This window comes from Gaetbulibacter sp. NE, assembly GCF_025548475.1.
In the GTDB taxonomy this organism is placed as follows: Bacteria; Bacteroidota; Bacteroidia; order Flavobacteriales; family Flavobacteriaceae; genus Gaetbulibacter_B; species Gaetbulibacter_B jejuensis.
The window spans coordinates 21,519-39,468 of sequence record NZ_JAOQHY010000008.1 but is presented as its reverse complement, the minus strand read 5'-3'; the positions used below and the strand labels follow the sequence as shown (position 1 = coordinate 39,468).

16 protein-coding genes are annotated in these 17,950 nt (G+C 32.5%); 9 read left to right on the top strand and 7 right to left on the bottom strand.

Annotated features, from left to right (window positions below):
- The first annotated feature begins 58 nt into the window (after nt 1–58).
- The 5 genes from OD803_RS10380 to OD803_RS10360 all read left to right on the top strand — a co-directional run bounded on the left by OD803_RS10380 (nt 59) and on the right by OD803_RS10360 (nt 6,269).
- On the top strand, nt 59–2,017 hold the full coding sequence (locus OD803_RS10380; protein WP_262733349.1) for an AAA family ATPase: 1,959 nt from the start codon (nt 59–61) through the stop codon (nt 2,015–2,017).
- 82 nt (nt 2,018–2,099) lie between these two features.
- On the top strand, nt 2,100–3,335 hold the full coding sequence (locus OD803_RS10375; RefSeq protein WP_262733348.1) for a DUF6638 family protein: 1,236 nt from the start codon (nt 2,100–2,102) through the stop codon (nt 3,333–3,335).
- Nucleotides 3,336–3,381: 46 nt separating this feature from the next.
- Nucleotides 3,382–3,930, top strand: a complete 549-nt coding sequence (locus OD803_RS10370; protein ID WP_262733347.1) for a hypothetical protein — start codon at nt 3,382–3,384, stop codon at nt 3,928–3,930.
- A 24-nt stretch (nt 3,931–3,954) separates the two neighbouring features.
- Entirely contained in the window at nt 3,955–5,631 is a 1,677-nt protein-coding gene (locus OD803_RS10365; RefSeq protein ID WP_134199088.1) for a DUF4199 domain-containing protein, read from the top strand.
- A gap of 182 nt (nt 5,632–5,813) precedes the next feature.
- Nucleotides 5,814–6,269: a hypothetical protein gene (locus OD803_RS10360; RefSeq protein WP_262733346.1), complete on the top strand. Its 456-nt coding sequence runs from the start codon at nt 5,814–5,816 to the stop codon at nt 6,267–6,269.
- On the opposite strand, the gene OD803_RS10355 is transcribed toward OD803_RS10360, so the two are convergent.
- Nucleotides 6,266–6,730, bottom strand: a complete 465-nt coding sequence (locus OD803_RS10355) for a GNAT family N-acetyltransferase (RefSeq protein WP_262733345.1) — start codon at nt 6,728–6,730, stop codon at nt 6,266–6,268. The two genes, OD803_RS10360 and OD803_RS10355, sit on opposite strands and share 4 nt — an antisense overlap.
- A complete protein-coding gene (locus OD803_RS10350; protein ID WP_262733344.1) occupies nt 6,720–7,739 on the bottom strand; it encodes a formimidoylglutamase in 1,020 nt (339 codons plus the stop codon). Before OD803_RS10350 ends, OD803_RS10355 begins: the two co-directional genes overlap by 11 nt.
- Nucleotides 7,740–7,866: 127 nt before the next feature.
- Here OD803_RS10350 and OD803_RS10345 point away from each other — a divergent pair, with 127 nt between their 5' ends.
- The gene (locus OD803_RS10345; RefSeq protein ID WP_129760198.1) at nt 7,867–8,751 is read left to right on the top strand and encodes a chromosome partitioning protein ParA; all 885 of its coding nucleotides are present in this window, start codon (nt 7,867–7,869) and stop codon (nt 8,749–8,751) included.
- Between the two features lie 74 nt (nt 8,752–8,825).
- On the opposite strand, the gene hutI is transcribed toward OD803_RS10345, so the two are convergent.
- The 3 genes from hutI to fumC all read right to left on the bottom strand — a co-directional run bounded on the left by hutI (nt 8,826) and on the right by fumC (nt 13,028).
- Nucleotides 8,826–10,064 (bottom strand): imidazolonepropionase, encoded by a 1,239-nt coding sequence (gene hutI / locus OD803_RS10340; RefSeq protein ID WP_262733343.1) that lies wholly within the window; start codon nt 10,062–10,064, stop codon nt 8,826–8,828.
- Nucleotides 10,065–10,198: 134 nt separating this feature from the next.
- Nucleotides 10,199–11,593 (bottom strand): T9SS type A sorting domain-containing protein, encoded by a 1,395-nt coding sequence (locus tag OD803_RS10335; RefSeq protein WP_262733342.1) that lies wholly within the window; start codon nt 11,591–11,593, stop codon nt 10,199–10,201.
- Nucleotides 11,594–11,630: 37 nt separating this feature from the next.
- Nucleotides 11,631–13,028: a class II fumarate hydratase gene (gene fumC / locus OD803_RS10330; protein WP_129760195.1), complete on the bottom strand. Its 1,398-nt coding sequence runs from the start codon at nt 13,026–13,028 to the stop codon at nt 11,631–11,633.
- A 169-nt stretch (nt 13,029–13,197) separates the two neighbouring features.
- Here fumC and OD803_RS10325 point away from each other — a divergent pair, with 169 nt between their 5' ends.
- From OD803_RS10325 to OD803_RS10315, 3 genes are all read left to right on the top strand, one after another.
- Entirely contained in the window at nt 13,198–13,839 is a 642-nt protein-coding gene (locus tag OD803_RS10325; RefSeq protein WP_129760194.1) for a peroxiredoxin, read from the top strand.
- A gap of 84 nt (nt 13,840–13,923) precedes the next feature.
- Nucleotides 13,924–14,745 carry an alpha/beta hydrolase gene (locus OD803_RS10320; RefSeq protein ID WP_262733341.1) on the top strand — a complete coding sequence of 274 codons (822 nt, stop codon included), beginning with the start codon at nt 13,924–13,926 and terminating at the stop codon, nt 14,743–14,745.
- A gap of 86 nt (nt 14,746–14,831) precedes the next feature.
- Nucleotides 14,832–15,008: a hypothetical protein gene (locus tag OD803_RS10315; RefSeq protein ID WP_165353684.1), complete on the top strand. Its 177-nt coding sequence runs from the start codon at nt 14,832–14,834 to the stop codon at nt 15,006–15,008.
- Nucleotides 15,009–15,074: 66 nt separating this feature from the next.
- On the opposite strand, the gene OD803_RS10310 is transcribed toward OD803_RS10315, so the two are convergent.
- Both OD803_RS10310 and OD803_RS10305 read right to left on the bottom strand, forming a co-directional pair.
- The gene (locus tag OD803_RS10310) at nt 15,075–17,510 is read right to left on the bottom strand and encodes a TonB-dependent receptor domain-containing protein (RefSeq protein ID WP_262733340.1); all 2,436 of its coding nucleotides are present in this window, start codon (nt 17,508–17,510) and stop codon (nt 15,075–15,077) included.
- Between the two features lie 18 nt (nt 17,511–17,528).
- A complete protein-coding gene (locus OD803_RS10305) occupies nt 17,529–17,930 on the bottom strand; it encodes a hypothetical protein (RefSeq protein ID WP_131506871.1) in 402 nt (133 codons plus the stop codon).
- Nucleotides 17,931–17,950: the final 20 nt, after the last annotated feature.

Below are 17,950 nucleotides of genomic sequence, written 5' to 3'. Positions count from 1 at the left end.
GTTCTCTTTTAAACAAGAGATTGCTTCATTTTATTCGCAATGACGACAAAATAGAAACATGGAACACAACTCAACATTTCCTATAAAGCAAACAGAACTTGATATGCTTCGTGATGAAGCAACATCCTATTTAAAAAGTGTACAGTGGGAGCAAGGTCAACGTGCAAAAAACAAAGACAAAGATGCTAAAGATGAATCTATTTTACTGTATTTGTCGCGTGCCAATAATGGAAGCAATGTTGAGTTGACTTCAGTTTCAAAAACCATATTAGCTTTAAAAAAACGCTTATTACCAGACTCTGTTGCTATTCCAATTCATTTAAATCAAACCTTATTTGCAGTTCAAGAAGGTATTACTTTGGGTATTTGGATTAAAGATAGTTACTATGATGCTTCAGGATTATCAAGTTTAAACGAGCGAAAATCTGCTTTAGATAGTTCAGGAAAACGAGAGTACGAAAGCAAAATGCAAACAGCAACAGCTTTTATGCTATATGCTACGGCTTACAATATTTTGCATAACCTTAAAACCGTTGCTTCAGATGATTTAAGCGTTATGAAGCAAAAATTTGCAGGTCTGCCAGAAGTATCTTTGTTATCACCATTAAAAGGAATTTCGTGTTGTCTTTATTATTACGACAAGTATTTGTCGCATCCAGATATTATAAAAAGCGATAAAGACGTTACCGATTTTACGGTTGTGTATTTTGAAGCCTTAATAGATGAAATCCAAATGCGTAAAAGCACGTTGGAGTACACCGAAACTATTTTAGATAGAACCTATAAATTAGAAAAATCAGACTTTGCTGTATCTGGTTGGGACAATGTATTTGCAGGAGCTGCCAAAAGTGTAGAGTTTAATAAAATTCAATTTGAACAAATAGTAGGTAACAGAGATGCAAAACACTTTGCACGACGTTTAACCGAGCGTATGTTAAGCTACGATTTTACAGCAAAAAAGAATCCATTTCAGGAACTAGGAGGTTTTATGCCAGTGTTTATGGGTTACGGAATTCCAGGAACAGGAAAAAGTATGCTTATTGCAGCTATTGCAACACGTTTAAAAGAGCATTGTGACAATCTTGATATTCCATTTTTATTCCATCCAATGCCTGATACGTTGATATCAACATTTCAAGGTGGATCTGCCGAAAAAATGGTAGAGTGGATGAAACCATTACAAGATCCTTCAAAACTCATTTTTGCTCCAATTGATGATGCTGAAAATAATCTTCAAGAGCGTACTGCACAAGGTGTTTCGGCAGGTGTAAAAGAAGTAATAGGTGTGTTTTTAAGATATACCGAAGGTGCTTATGCTGTTAATTACGGTAATAGCTCAATAGGGTTATTTACCAACCTTCCAGAAATGTTGGATAAAGCAGTAATTTCACGTGTTCAAGGACGATTTAAAATTGATGGAGCACGTACCGAGCACGACTTTTTAGATCAAGATCATTTGTGGTGGAGAAAATTACAAGACACTATGCCTGATTTTGTAAATATGCAAGGACCAGAAAATTACAGCTATCTACAAAATCAAGGATTAGCCAAGAGTATGGGCGATATCTTACAAAATATAGATAAACCTACAGAAGTTCGAGTTCATGATATATATGATCAAGTAGAGAAGCATTTTAAAACCAATGAGCATTTATTTTTTGCAAACTTATATAAAGAAATACAAGCTGTTTTTCCGTTTTTCTCGTCTAGAGATGTTCGTAATATACAAAGCGCTATATCTTTAAGGTTAACTGATTTTGATTTAGAAGAAGATTGGTTTAGTAACCCTGATTTTTACTTTAAAAAGGATTATGATACCAAACTCAATATGTTACAAGAATTGATGCGAACCAATATGAGAGGTTTGGATTTTTCTGAAATTCGTCGTCAAGAGGTTGTGCGTTATCTAGACAATGTTGCTACAATTGCAGATACTGATTTTAAACGTAAAGTTGATGCTAGAGTTAATCAGCTTAATATTGAATTGGAAGCAAGAACTCAGTTTGACAAAAAGTAATTTTACTGTCATTCCGCACTTGATGCGGAATCCTAAAGAGAATTAGAATAAATTAAGATTTCCACTTTTGTGGGAAATAATTATGAATAAACTAAAAGCAGCAAATCTATATCAAAGTGAACTACTTCCTGTAAGAGGTAAGTTGGTTGAGCGTTATAATCAGTGTTTAAAAACATTAGGGTTTTCGCCAACAAAGCTTACTAGTTTTTCAATTGATGGTATAGGTTGGAGCCCTGAAATTGCTGAAGAAAAAAAGGAATTACTTTACTTAAACCATGGCGAAGCCAACGCACATGCTATTATTATTTCTCCATTGCAAAAAGGAAAACCTGTCTATTTGCCTACACATACGTTTGACAGGGAATTAATGAAATTGGTTTTTAAAACCTATGGTAATAAAATAAACGATATAACTAGAGACTCAGCAATTTGTCTCGATTTTGATCAAGGTATCGATGCGTTTTATGGACCTATGGATATTTTAAAATACAAAACTATAAACATTCATTTTAGGTTAATAAACAACCTTAATAAAGCACAAAAAAAACAACGCGAGCTTATTGAGCAGTTTAAAGAAGGTAATAATTTTATTGATGAAACCTTACACGAAAAGTTATTACAGTCGGCAAATACCTATGGAGATTTGCGTAACAGGGATTTAGAATTACCAGAACTTCAATACAGTGTGAGTTCGTTTTATACAAGAGCTTTTGGAGGTGTGTATGTGTTGCGCGATTTTATTTCGGATATTATCGTGTTTGAAGATGAAAAATGGTACAAAGAAGCTATTAATGATACTACACATGATGTGTTGATGTACCATATCAATCATGATGAATTAATTGAAAAACTACGAAATCATTTAATTGCTGAATGCGATTTGGATGAAGTGGTTAAAACCCCAAGATACGATCGTGTAAAAAAATATGAACTCTCTCAACAACTTAAAGAGACTCAACACTCTCTAAAAGAAATATTTGAGAGTAAAATTTTATATAAGAGTTATTTAAATAAAATTGATATCAATGCACTTAAGAAAATCAATAGTGTAGAGTTGTATTTAGAACGCTTAGAGTTTAGCAACGAGTATAAATTAAAGGACATGGTAGATGTTGATCTATACCATGCATTGCACCAACCTCATTCATCTTTAGAGCCAATGCATCAAGATTTAATATGGAAGCTTTTAATAAATGTTTCGCCAAAGGATGTGTTGTTTTTGTACTGGTATGATAAAGAACAGTTTTATAAAACCTATGAGACTTGGGATGACTCGTTTAAAGATTGGGTAATTGACACAATACGTAACAATATTTAAATAAAATAGACTAATTTTATAAAGCATTCACTTTAAAAACAAACACATGGGACTAGATCTTGTAATTTTTATAGCTGCTATACTTTTTGGCATTTTCTTGTATTGGAGAGAGTCTAATGGTAATGGAGCATATCGTTTTGTGAATAAAATTGTAAACAGTAAAGAGTTACAAATGAAACCCGATAGTAGAAAAGGATTCATTTATAAGCAAACCTTTATACCTAGATTAATTTTTGTTGTAGCCTTATTTTTGGTTGTAGCTGTGGCTGTTCAATTTTTAACTCCGTTTCAAATCTTTGGAAGCTATAATGGTGTTTCAGCTTTTGCTTCAGTTATTGTTGGTACACTTGTAGGAACTTACATTGCAAATTTTGTAATTAAATCAACTAAAATTATTGAAGAGAAAAGTGATTCTTTAGAAGATAAGTTTGATGACGCTGTTGAAAAAGGAAAAGACTTTATTGAAGACTTAAGAACTAAAGACAGCGATGTCAGTTCGAGCGCAGTCGAGAACAAAATCGAACCTGAAGTTGAAGCACCAAAACCTAACGAGAAAAGTGCTCGTGAACGCTTGAAGGATAAAGGATTGATGTAATTCACTAACAACTAAAAACTAAACATGAGATTATTCTGGAAAAACGGAAAGCCTGCAATTTTAACTTACATTTTATTAGTGTTGGCATTATTCTTCTTTAGGGACGATTATCAACCAGTTTTATTATTTCTTAGAAAATACATTTTCATTATTCTGTTAAGTGGTATAGTCTTGTTTTTTGGATTACGAAAGTTTAGAAAAACAGCAAGTACAGGTGGTCGATTAGGTATTTTAGGTGTTTTGCTTGTGTTTTTTGGTTTGCTCTATGCAGTAGGATGGCATTTTAAAATGTACGATTACATGAAAACCTATAATGTCTTTAATCATTTAAATAAAGTTGAAATCAACGAGCTTCCTCTAACTCAAAACGAACGTATACAACCACTTCGTAACATTTTCTCAATGGCAAACGAAAGTGTAGGAGAGACCAAAGACGTGTCGTTACCTCACTTAGTTCGTGTAGATGGCGAAAACAAATGGACTATGGCCATTCAACCTTCAGAAAAATATACATTACAGCAAATAAGCGATAATACCGAAGAGGTTTTTTCAGTCTCTAGTACAACACCATTTCCTAGGTTTTCAAGTGAAAATCGTATTCCTGTAGTGTTTTCAATAGGTGAGTCTTTAAAATTTAGTAGAAACACTTACAACGCAGTAGTGCAACGTTTCAATCCTTGGATGTTGTTTAATTATGAACCTGGAGATGTGTTTTATATGAAAAACGATTCCGGAAAATGGGTAGAAGTAGTGAGTTTGATAAAATGGAAAGGGTTCTTGTTTCCTTATCCAACTTTTGGAGGCGTTATGGTTATTGATAATGGCGAACACGATATTAACGATTATTTTGAGCGTGTTTTAATAGGAAAAGGAACCTATATAAGTCCTGATGAAATGAACAACCATCCGTATTTAACACGTCAAAATACATTGTCTGAAAAAGTATCTCGCATACAAGCAGAATCTTTAAAATTCCTTGGAGGTTTTAGTGATCCACTACCTTGGAACATGGAAACAGCAGTGAAAATACCAGATTTACCAGACGATCAAAACGAGCAGCCTTTTGTAACTGATTTTGATTTTTCTGACACAGATACTAATGCTTACAGCGGATTATACCATTGGTTTGGTTTAGAGCCAGTTGGTGATGAGCGCACAAGTTTAACATTTAGTGTTTTTATTCCTGCAGATGGAACTGATAAGCTGTATTATTATGATCATGCAGCTAAAAAACAAGGTTATGCAGGTGTTTCGGCAATGCCTTTAAAAGTTATAGAGTCTCGTAAAGAGTTTGACTGGACAGTTAATAAACCGGTTGAATTTAGGCCTTATATAAAAGATATTGCAGGAAGAAAACGTATGTTCTTTTTAGGAACTATTTCAGCAATTCGTGAAGGTTCAGACAATTTTGATGGCTCTGCAACACCAGACTTAGCCTTAATTGATGCTGAATATAGAGATGTTATTTGGATTGATGTAAAACACCCAAGTCAATGGGATAAAACAGTTTATGACCAATTAAACGAAGCTTGGAGATCGAGTGAAGGTATTGGGTATTATTTTGTTGAAGAAACAAAAGATATTGATATTGTTGAGCAAGCTATAGACTCGGTTTTGGCAATCCCTAGAGTAGATAAAAATGCTGAAGAAATTGAACGCTTACAGCGTCAAATAGACTCTTTAAAATCTATTGAGAATTAAGGTTGCTATTCTTTCTACATTCCTAAACTATCAACATTTACATTATTTTAGTTGGATTGGATTCCGCATCAATTGCGGAATGACAAGGTAATTATTATCTCATCATACTAACTAAGTGTAACTTTTATTGAATTTCAATGACTTATAGATAAAGGATATTTATGGGTTACATGGGTTTTGGTATGCAAAGTTGGATTTATAAACAACGTCCAAGAAAGCCTTTTGAAATAAAAAGAAAACCTTTATTTACAGAAGTCCCAAAATACCAAAGAGAATTTAAAATCCAGCCTTCTAAAACTTCAAATAGATTATATGTAGTGGTAAGTATTGTTTTGATAAGCTTGTTTTTTGGAATTATCCAATTGAATAAGTCAAAAATCTTGCAACATTCATCTGAAATTAATAATACAACGAAACAACGTCTTGAGAGTGAAAACCTTGAAGCATTCAACTTATTGAAGCGTTCTGGTAAATCAAGATTAAAAAGCAATAATCTTCAAGGAGCTCTCTCTGAGTTTAAACTTGCTTATGCTATTAAATCTACAGATGAGGAATTAAATCAGTTGTTATTTGAGACATTATCTATTCTTTGTGCTGAAAATCAAAAGTTTTGTAATGAGCTAGATGAAAAGTTTTAAACCTCTAAAATCATCTTTATATCACTACGTTTATAAGGAGAATTTTTTTCAACAGGAATTTCTATAAAACCATATTTTCGGTATATATAAATAGCGTTTTCCAACTTGGTGTTAGAGTACAACATTAAAGCTTTAAACTGATGTTGTTTTGCGAATTCTATACAATATTGCATAAGCTGTTGCCCAATTTTGTAACCACGATATTTTGGTGAAACTGCCATTTTAGTGAGTTCAAACACATTTTTAGTACTAGTAGGCATTAATGCAACAGTTCCAAGAATAGTTTCATTAAGTTTTGCAAAAAAGACAAAACCGCCTTTATTAATGATATATTCTTCAGGTTTACTTAAGACTTCTTCATCGTAAGGTTCTACATAAAAATAGGTTTTAAGCCATTCAATATTCAAATCATAAAAATGTTGAGAATATCTAGTATTAAAGGGGATGATTTCAATTTGCATGAGCTTTAATAAAATCAGTAATCAAATAAGTAATCAATTTTCCAACTTGGGTTTCGGTTTCTGGAGTAGGAGCAGCTTCGCAAATATGCAAATATTTTGCATTTTCGTGAGCACCAAAAAAGGTGGCGAACTGTCGTGCTTTATTAACGCTAAAACCACTTGGTGTCATTGCACTGCTTGGTATATTTAATATAGCATCGCAATCTATTTCAACACCAAAAGCACTACCAGAAACATGCTCTAAAGCACGTTGCATCTCTGCTTTAAACTTAAGCTCTTTTCTAATTTGTATAGCCTCAAAAGTATTATATGCCACAGATTTTACTTTATCTAAAGTTTTAAATGTAGTTGAAGATGTATAGTTTTCGTGTAGTCCAAACACAAAATAGTTTTTCAAAAAGCCTTCAGCGTAAGCATAACTAAATCCATTGCCACTGTGTCGGCCTTCTTCAGCTCTAAAATCACTATGCGCATCAAAATTTACAGCGTTAATTGTTGAGTTTAGCGCTAGCGAAGTTCCTTTTATATTTCCGTAGGCATTATTGTGTCCTCCACCAATAACAATTGGTGTTTTACCTGCTTTAACTATTTGATGGATTAAATGTGAAACTTGTTTGTCGATTTTAGCTACTTTTCGACGTGCTTTAGCAATATCCTTTTTGTTGGTTTTATCTAAGTTTTGAAGTTTTTGTAATGATTTAGAATAGTCTAAATGACCTAGGATAACTACTTTACTAGCATTTAAAAACGCGTTACTTTGTATATTTGTTAAAATTTTTATTGTAGCATCCCATGCTTTTGAAGTCCCTGTATTTCCTAGGTTTCCAAAGACTCCAATGTCTTCAGAAATACCAAAAATTACATAGTCAACATCTAAATTTACTAATTCATCGTATATATTAGTGGAGTTAGGAAGTAAAATAACTTGTTCTCCAAACTTGGTTTCGCCTGAGCGTTTTTTTAAGATGGTTTTTAAAGTATCTTTATCAAAAAGTATAAGGTTGTCCATATTGGAAATGTTATTAAAAAATAATAATTAAAAATACAGTTTTATTTATTTTCAGGCTTAAAATTAAATTTAATTAAAAGATTAAAAACAAGAATTAACGTTTAAATAATTTAAAAAAGAAAAAACAATGGAGAATTCAAACAGTAAAAGTACAGGATTAAAAGTTGCTTTAGGTATTTTGTTGGCTCTTTTCTTAGGAACAGGATTTTATACCTCTAAACTTTATAATGACAAGAAAGAAACCGAAGCGGTTTTAACCAAAGAAAAAGAACAGGTAATGGCAGACCTAAATAACATGGCTAAGCAATATGATATTGCTATTGGCGAGAATGAAGTTGCCAACCAAAATTTAGTTGAGGCTAGAGCACGTATTGAAGGCTTAATGGACTCACTAAAAATATCTCAAAACAGTGTTAACAGTTTATGGAGATACAAAAAACAATTTTTAGCATTACAAGAAGAAATGGATGTATTGCTAGCTGAAAATGACAAGCTAAAAGTAGAAAACTCTTTGTTAGCAACATCATTAGATAGTACTCAATTACAATTAGCAGAACGTACAATGTTTACTGATTCATTATTAGTACAAAATACTGAGTTAGCAACAGTAGTTGAAAATGCTGCAGTATTACAAACAGTTGGACTTAAAGCGTACGGAGTTATTGAGAGAACTTCAGGTAAATTAATACCAACAGAGCGTTCTAGAAGAAGTGATAAAATTAGAGTTTGCTATACTGTTGCTAAAAACACTTTAGTAGGTGCAGGTGATAAAGAATTATATGTTCAGGTATTAGATCCTAATGATAATGTACTTGGTGCTAACGAGCAAATACAGTTTGAAGATAAAATATTAAACTATAGCTTGGTGAGTAAATTTAACTACGAAAACAGAAGTTTAAACATTTGCGAGTTTGTAGCTCCTAACAACGATGAGTTTGAAGAAGGACGTTATACAGTAAATGTTTTCAATGAAAAAGAATTAATCTCATCAACTGAGTTTACATTGAAATAAGCAAATTAATTGATTGATTGTAAAAAGCCGAATGAAAATTTTCATTCGGCTTTTTTATTTTAATCTAATCTAATCTAATCTAATCTAATACCATTAATAATAACTTCATCAATTAAGTTTTCTCCAAACGCATAAGGAATAAACTGGTAATTAGGAATCTCTTTTGTAATGATTACATTCGCTTTTTTACCTCTACAAATACTGCCATACATATTGCTTAATCCCATAGCATAAGCACCATTTATGGTTGCAGCATTTATAGCTTCTTCAGGAGTCATTTTCATTTTTATACACGCAGTACTTACTACAAAATTCATATTTCCACTAGGTGTTGAACCTGGATTATAATCGGTTGCTAATGCTAGTGGTAAGCCTGCGTCAATCATTTGTCTTGCAGGTGTATAAGGGATACTTAAAAAATAAGAACAAGAAGGTAGAGCAACAGGCATTGTATTGCTGTTTTTAAGCGCTTCAATATCTTCTTTACTCATTTCTTCTAAATGATCTACTGAAAGCGCATCATATTTTACTCCTAAAGCTACACCTCCAAAAGCATTAAATTGGTTTACATGTATTTTAGGTCTTAAACCATGAGCTACACCTGCTTTAAGGATTCTTTCAGTATCGTCTAGGTCAAAATAGCCTTTTTCACAAAATACATCAATGTATTCGGCTAGATGCTCTTCAGTAGCTTTTGGTATAAGTTCGTTTACTACCAAATCTACATAAGCACTTTTATTATTACTGTATTCTTTAGGAACAGCATGAGCGCCTAATAGTGTAGGCTTAATAAAAGCAAGCGATTCGCGTTTTAATCGTTTTATCACTCGCAACATTTTTCGTTCTGCATCAACGGTTAAGCCGTAACCCGATTTTATTTCGACAGTACCTGTACCTAGTTTTATGACTTCATTAAGACGTTTTAATGATTGTTGGTAAAGTTCTTCTTCAGAAGTGTTTTGAAGTTTTTCAGCAGAATTTAAAATACCACCACCATTATTGGCAATTTCTTCGTAGGATAAGCCATTAATTCTATCTACAAATTCTCTAACTCTATTTCCTGCGTATACAATGTGTGTATGAGAATCGCACCAAGAAGGCATCACCACTTTTCCTGTGGCATCAATAACTTCATCAGCATCGATATCTTGGTAGTCGTCCATTGAGCCATACTCAACTATAGTGTCATGCTCAATAAATAAGTAAGCGTTTTTTATTACAGGAAGTGTTTTCATGTCACTGCCTTTTACAATGGTAACATTGGTATCACGAACTTGAATAAGTTCTTTTATGTTGGTTATTAGTATTGACATAGCTAAGGGTAAAATCATAAAATTAACAAAATTACTTCTGTTATCAGGAAATGGTATCAAATTTTTTCTAAATACGATGTATAAAAAAAGCGCTGACTGTTTGTCAACGCTTTTTATAAGATGTATTTAAAAGTTTATTCTTTAACAAACTTAAAAGTTTTGTTATGTCCTTCAAATTTGATAATGTAAATTCCATTGTATAGAGATGATACATCTAAAGGGTTATTAGGTGAAATAGTTGAATTAACAACGTTTTTTCCTAAAATATCATAAACTGATACATTGTAACTTTCATTATTAAGAGACTTAACATAAAGCTTATTTTTAACTGGGTTAGGGTAGATGTTAAAAGTGTTTTGAGTTAAATCATTACTTCCTAAAGTATATAACTCGTTTTCAAACCAATTCACATCAAAGTTTTGATAGTCAACAGTAGCTATATCTAAGTCACCATCATTATCAAAATCATCAATAGCTAATGTGAAAATTTGGGCTTGAGTAGCATCAATAACAGATTCGCTATTAAATCCACCAATATCCGTACTTTCAAACCAAATTAAATCATTACCAGCAGTTCCTCCATTTGTAATGACAAGATCATTATAACCATCATCATCCATATCGGCAGATTCAACAGTTCCTGGATTAGCCATGGAAATCGAAATTATATTTTTAGTATACGTGCCATCTAATTCCTTATTGAACCAAGCTAAGTCACCAAAACTATCAGAAACTAAAATATCAATATTTCCATCGTCATTTACATCAGCGAAATCTACATCAAATAAATAAACGTTTCCTGAATCAGTTACAGGATTTGCATCAACTGTAAAAGCTACTGATCCACCAGGGATTAAATCGTTATAGTATACATCAACTCTTCCGTTTGCTGCATATTCAGCAGTAGAGATAACTATGTCTAAATCACCATCATCATCAAAATCTATCATATCAATATCTCCTGGTTGGTTTAATCCAGAAACAATTGTGTTTTCGCCACCTGGGAAGTTTCCAGTTCCATCATTAGCATACCAAACTACTTTGTCATCACCATTAACAGAAACAATCACATCAATATAAGTGTCATTGTTAACATCAGCAGTATGTATACCAGCAGCATCAGTTACGCTACTTGAAATTACATTTTCAGTTCCAAAACCACCAGAACCATTGTTAGCAAACCAAACTGCTTTATTATCGGCATAAGAAGCAGCAACAATGTCTAAGCCATTAATCCCATCAATATCAGCTAATGATATACCTCCAACTTGAGATAGAGTAGATGAAATTGTCACAGGAGCAGCAAAAGATCCATCTGTATTATTGATATATAATTTAATGGTACTAGCGTTATAAGCAGATACAACTAAATCAGGATATGCATCATTATTTATTAACCCAGACACAACAACATAAGGGTTTGTTCCTGCATTAGTATCAATAGGCATTTTTGTCGAGAATGTAGTTTGAGATGTTGAAGTTGACAGTATAAAAACTCCAAAAAGTAAAGTAAGTAGTGTTCTTTTCATAAATGTAGTAAATTGAATTAGTTACTAATATATTGATTTATTTCATGTTACCAATCATGTCTTCTGGTTTTACCCATTCGTCATATTCTTCAGCTGTAACATATCCTAAATTAATTGCTTCTTCTTTTAATGTAGTTCCATTTTTATGAGCTGTATTAGCAATTTCAGCAGCTTTGTAATATCCTATTTTAGTATTTAATGCTGTTACAAGCATTAAAGAGTTGTTTAGTAACTGTTTTATTACTGAATGATTAGGTTCAATACCACTAGCACAGTTTTCTTCAAAGCTTACACAAGCATCACCTATAAGTTGAGCAGATTCTAAAATATTTGCAGCCATCATAGGCTTAAATACGTTTAGTTCATAATGTCCTTGAGTACCACCTACAGTAATAGCAACGTCGTTACCCATAACTTGCGCACAAACCATTGTAAGAGCTTCACATTGTGTTGGGTTAACTTTTCCAGGCATAATTGAGCTACCAGGTTCGTTAGCAGGAATTATAATTTCTCCAATACCAGAACGAGGTCCTGAAGCCATCATTCTAATATCATTTGCTATTTTATTTAATGATACCGCAAGTTGCTTTAAAGCACCATGAGTTTCAACAATTGCATCATGAGCAGCTAGAGCTTCAAACTTATTTTCAGCAGATACAAATGGAAGGTTAGTAAATTTTGCAATGTATTGTGCTACCAGTTCTGCATAACCCTCAGGAGTATTAAGACCAGTTCCAACAGCTGTTCCTCCTAAAGCTAACTCAGCAAGGTGAGGTAAAGTGTTTTCAAGTGCTTTTAAACCATGGTCTAATTGTGAAACATAACCTGAAAACTCTTGCCCTAAAGTTAGAGGTGTTGCATCCATAAGGTGTGTTCTTCCAATTTTTACGCAGTCTTTAAACTCAATAGATTTTGTGTGTAAAGTGTTTCTAAGTTTTATAACTCCTGGAATTGTAGTTTCTACAACTTTTTTATAAGCTGCAATATGCATTCCAGTAGGGAAGGTATCGTTTGATGATTGTGATTTGTTAACATCGTCATTAGGTTGGATGGTTTTATCGCCTTCACCAATAACTTTACCAGCAAGTTGATGTGCTCTATTGGCAATAACCTCATTTACGTTCATGTTGCTTTGTGTTCCTGAACCTGTTTGCCAGATTACTAACGGAAACTGATCGTCGTGTTTGCCTTCTAAAATTTCATCACAAACTTGAGCAATTAAATCGCGTTTTTCGTCTTCTAAAACACCTAACTCATTATTAGTATAAGCAGCAGCTTTTTTTAAATATGCAAAACCATATACTATTTCTAAAGGCATAGAAGCTGGTGCGCCAATTTTAAAATTATTTCTTGAGCGCTCAGTTTGTGCTCCCCAAAGTTTATCTGATGGGACTTTTACTTCTCCCATCGTGTCTTTTTCTATTCTATAAGTCATGATGTTTGTTTTATTAGATGCACAAATTTAACATTTTTCATCGTTCTTTTAGGTTTAAAAAGCATGAAGTTATGTGCTTAAATATTAAAAAAAACTTAAATATTTTTAATTCCTACTAGTTTAGTAGATTAATAAGTATCTTTATACTTTAATTTTTAAAATCATAAACATGGCAACAATTAGATTAGGAGATGTAGCACCAAACTTTACTGCGCAATCTTCAGAAGGACAGATTAATTTTCATGACTGGTTAGGTGATGGTTGGGGAATCTTGTTTTCGCATCCTGCCGATTATACTCCAGTTTGTACTACAGAGCTTGGCACTGTAGCTAAATATAAATCAGAATTTGATAAACGTAATGTTAAAGTAGTAGCGTTAAGTGTTGATGGAGTAGAGTCTCATAAAGGTTGGATTAACGATATTAATGAAACGCAAAACACAACAGTAAACTTTCCAATAATTGCTGATGAAGATCGAAAAGTATCAGAACTTTATGATATGATACATCCTAATGCAGATAGTAAATTAACTGTTCGTTCAGTATTCGTGATTGATCCTGATAAAAAAGTAAAACTTATTATTACTTATCCAGCTTCAACAGGTAGAAATTTTGATGAGTTATTACGAGTTATCGATTCGTTACAGCTTACAGCTTATCATAAAGTAGCTACACCTGCTAACTGGAATAATGGAGATGACTGTGTTATCGTTCCTGCGGTTGCAGATAAAGATATTCCTGAGCTTTTCCCTAAAGGTCATAAAGTTGTAAAACCTTATTTGCGAACAACTCCACAACCTAATTTGGATTAGGATTAACAATAAAAAAGATTAAAAAACATCATGTAGTTAATTCATGGTGTTTTTTTATATTTATAAATCAAAAATGATTTAGATATGAAGCAAGTTATAGCAGTACTTTTTTTAGTTTTTACAGTTTCTTTTTCTTTTTCGCAAACCGAAGTTAAATCAACACCATTAACGATAGGAGAGGTAAAAACTATTCATTCAAAGGTTTTAAATGAAAACCGTACACTTAATGTGTATTTGCCATCAACTTATGATGCAGCTAAAGCATATCCTGTTATATATGTTTTAGATGGCTCAATCAATGAAGATTTTATTCATGTCGTTGGCTTGGTGCAGTTTTTTAATTTACAGTTTAAAATGCCTGATGTTATTGTTGTAGGTATTGCTAATGTAGATAGAAAACGCGATTTCACATTTCATACAAATTTAAAATCTCTGAAAAAAAATTATCCAACAACAGGACATTCTAAATCGTTTATCACTTTTTTAGAAACCGAATTGCAACCTTATATTGAAAAAACGTATAAAACTACTAATGAGAAATATTTAATTGGCCAATCATTAGGAGGTTTGTTAGCCACTGAGGTTTTATTGAAAAAACAGTCATTATTTACGCATTACTTAATCGTTAGTCCTAGTTTATGGTGGGATGATGAAAGTATGCTTAACGAAGCTAATGTATTGTTTAGCCACCAACCAGATGTTGAAACGTATGTGTATGTTTCAGTAGGGAAGGAAGAAGACCCAATTATGCAAAGAGAAGCTAGTGCTATTGCTGAAGTTTTAAAATCCTCAGGTAAAGAGCATTTAACAGTTGATTATTTACTAATGGATAATGAAAATCATGCTACTATTTTACACAGAAGTTTGTATGAAGGTCTCTTAAGATTGTTTCCATACAAAGAGTAGTGAATAAGCTGTTAATAAATTTTAGTTTCGTATTGTAAAACAAAACACTTTGTTTTATCTTTGCATCAACAACAAAAAAATAGCACATGTTTGAATTTGATCAATACTTAGGATTTTTAGCATTTTTAACCATTTTAACAATTGGATTTTGGTTAATGATATTTTTATTGACTTTCGTAATCCCTTACTGGATTTTTGGTGCTTCAATTGAAAGACTTAAAGAAATTAGAGCTGAAAAGAAAGCTCAAAGATTACAACAATAATTTTTTACTATATATTATAAAAAAAGGACGCAATTGCGTCCTTTTTTAGTTTTATACATTTTAGGTTTACCCTTCAAACTCAAAGTCGTCTCCACCACCATTACCATCGCCACCTCTTTGACGTTGGTTGTTTCTATTTTGTTGGTTAAATCTATAAGTGAACGATAGGTTAAAAGTACGTTGTCTCCATTGAAACTCACTATGACTAATAAACGTATCGGTTGTAGAGTCAGAAATTCTTTTTCTGCTGTTAAATACATCACTCACATTAAAAGCTATTGAAGCATTTTCATTTAAGATGTCTTTACTAAAAGCAACATCGGTTGAAAATATTCCCTTTGTTTTATTTTGAGCATCTTCTCTTGGTCCCATATAAAATAAACGTGTTTGCCAATCGATTTTTCCTGGTAAAGTATATTTATTGTTTAATCGAGCAAACCAACTAATGTTTTCAGCTCCAAAATCGGTTCCGTTATAAAAACCTTCGGTTTTAGATTGGAATAAGTTGAAGTTTCCGTTTAAGTTCCATTTTTTTGATGGTCTGTAGGTTACGGTAAACTCAAAACCAAAACGGTCGTTTGTTGCTAAGTTAATAGGAACACGTCTTATTACTGGTACTTCAGTTCCTCCAACAGTAACTGTTTGTCCTGTATCTTCTGTAATGAAAGTAAATACATCTGTAGCATGTTGAAAGTAAATAGAAGAGTTTAAAGTTACTTTTCCAAATTTGTTTAAGTATCCAATATCAACAGTGTTTGAGTAACTTGGGTCAATATCAGGATTTCCTTGAAATAGGTTAGTTGCACTACTTCTTGATGGAAATGGATTTATAAAACGAGAACGTGGTCTTCTAATTCTACGGTTATAACCAAATGTGATACTTTGGTTTTCAGTAATTTCATACCCTAAATTTACGGTTGGGAAAAATCCAACATAGTTTTTCTTGTCGAAATCACCACTTGTAACTTGGTCAATAGTTATACGTGTAGATTCCATACGTAAACCTAATAAATAAGAAAATTTGTCTTTTATTTTACTACCAAATTGAGAGTACACAGCGTTAATATATTCTCTGTAAACTAAGTTATTACTTACATCAGTGTCTAAAACATAATCATAACCATCATAAAACTCTAACGCATAATCGGTATCTAATTCGTTAAAGTTACCTCTATACCCAAATTCAAATTGACCTTTTTCACCAATAGGCATTACGTAGTCACTTTGTAATAAAATTTGATCTTGTTCTTCAAGAGTTGTTACTCTTTCAGAAGCATCTCCATCTTGCTGAATTAAAGAAAACTCATCCTCGTTACTATTTTCATATTGAAAATCGAACGTAAATCTGTGCTCACTGTTTCCATTAAATTGCTTGTCGAAATTAACAGAGTACTGTAAGTTTCTGTCGTCTTCTTTTTCAAGTTCAAGTCTTGGAGATTCATTAATTAATGCTCCAGTTGCATCAACCTCTCTAATAGTGTTAGTAGTTTCATCATCATCATCACTTTTTCTGTACACAACCGAAGCTGTTAATGAAGCAGTGTCATTAATGTACCATTCAACACCTGTATTAGTTGTAATTCCTTTTCGCTGTCTGTCAAAATCTCTGTATTCGTTTAAGAATGTGTTAGGGTCGTCACCATTAAAATATTCAGTTTCAGTTAGTGAATTACCAGGAGATTCTCTGTAATTATATCCAGTAGTATTGAAAAAGTTAAAATCTCCAGTTCTGTAGTTAATATTCCCAGAAATTCCAGCTTGTGTTGGGTGTCCTGCATTTACAGTAACAGCTCCATTTAATCCTTGTAATTTACTACGTCTTAAAATAATGTTTAAAATACCTGCAGTTCCTTCGGCATCATAACGAGCAGAAGGAGAGGTGATTACTTCAACACGCTCAATAGATTCAGCAGGTAGTTGTCGTAAAGCATCGGTTGAATTTAAACCTACCAATCCTGAAGGTTTACCGTTAATTAAAATACGTACGTTGTCTTGACCTCTTAAAGATACATTTCCTTCAACATCAACAGAAACCGAAGGAACGTTGTCTAGTACATCACTTACTGTACCACCACGAACCGTAAGGTCTTTACCAACATTATATATTTTCTTGTCTAGCTTTATTTCAACAGTAGTACGCTCTGCAATAACTTCAACCTCTCCAAGAGCTTCAACATCTAAAGCTAAACCTACAGTACCAAGATTTATATCGTTAGTTAATGATTTATCATAATAGGTTTTCTTTTCGTAAGAAATGTATTCAACTGATATGTCATAAGTTCCTGCAGGTACATTTATAGAGAATTTACCTTCGCTATCTGTAATGCCTCCAGTAACTATTTTATTCTCTTTTTTACTAAAAAAAGCAACAGTTGCATACTCTAATGGTAAGTTTACCTCACTATCCATTACTATACCAGAAACGGTTATTTCGTTAGGTGTTTGCGCAACAATTGAGTTGAAGCTTAAAAGTAGAATAAGTGTTTTAAATAGATGTTTCATGAATTGATTTTGGTTGGGTTAATTTTTGTTTTTCTTTTTTCTCTTGTTCTTTTTTTTATGTTCCAAGGGGTTTTTAACTGCTTCTTGAATTTTACTAATAACTTCATCTTTACATATATCTTTTAATTCAGTAAAATGAGTTCTGTCCAATTCATTTAATTTTTCTTCGCGTATATATGAAGGGAAGTTTGCTTGATGAATTTTCTGTTTTTCATCAAAATAGGAGTTTAGTTTTTGCTTGATGATTTCTTTTTGAAAATCGTCAACACTTAAGCTGCTAACAAGATTTTCTATAAATTCAAGTTTGTCAGCTTCATATTGTTCTTTCATCTCTTGCATTTGCTTCTCATTACTGTTTTGAGAATGAGTAGCTAGAGAATAAAAACTGAAAAAAAGTAAAAAAAAGAATAGTTTTTGCATGCCTAGTTTTTTAGTTAGAC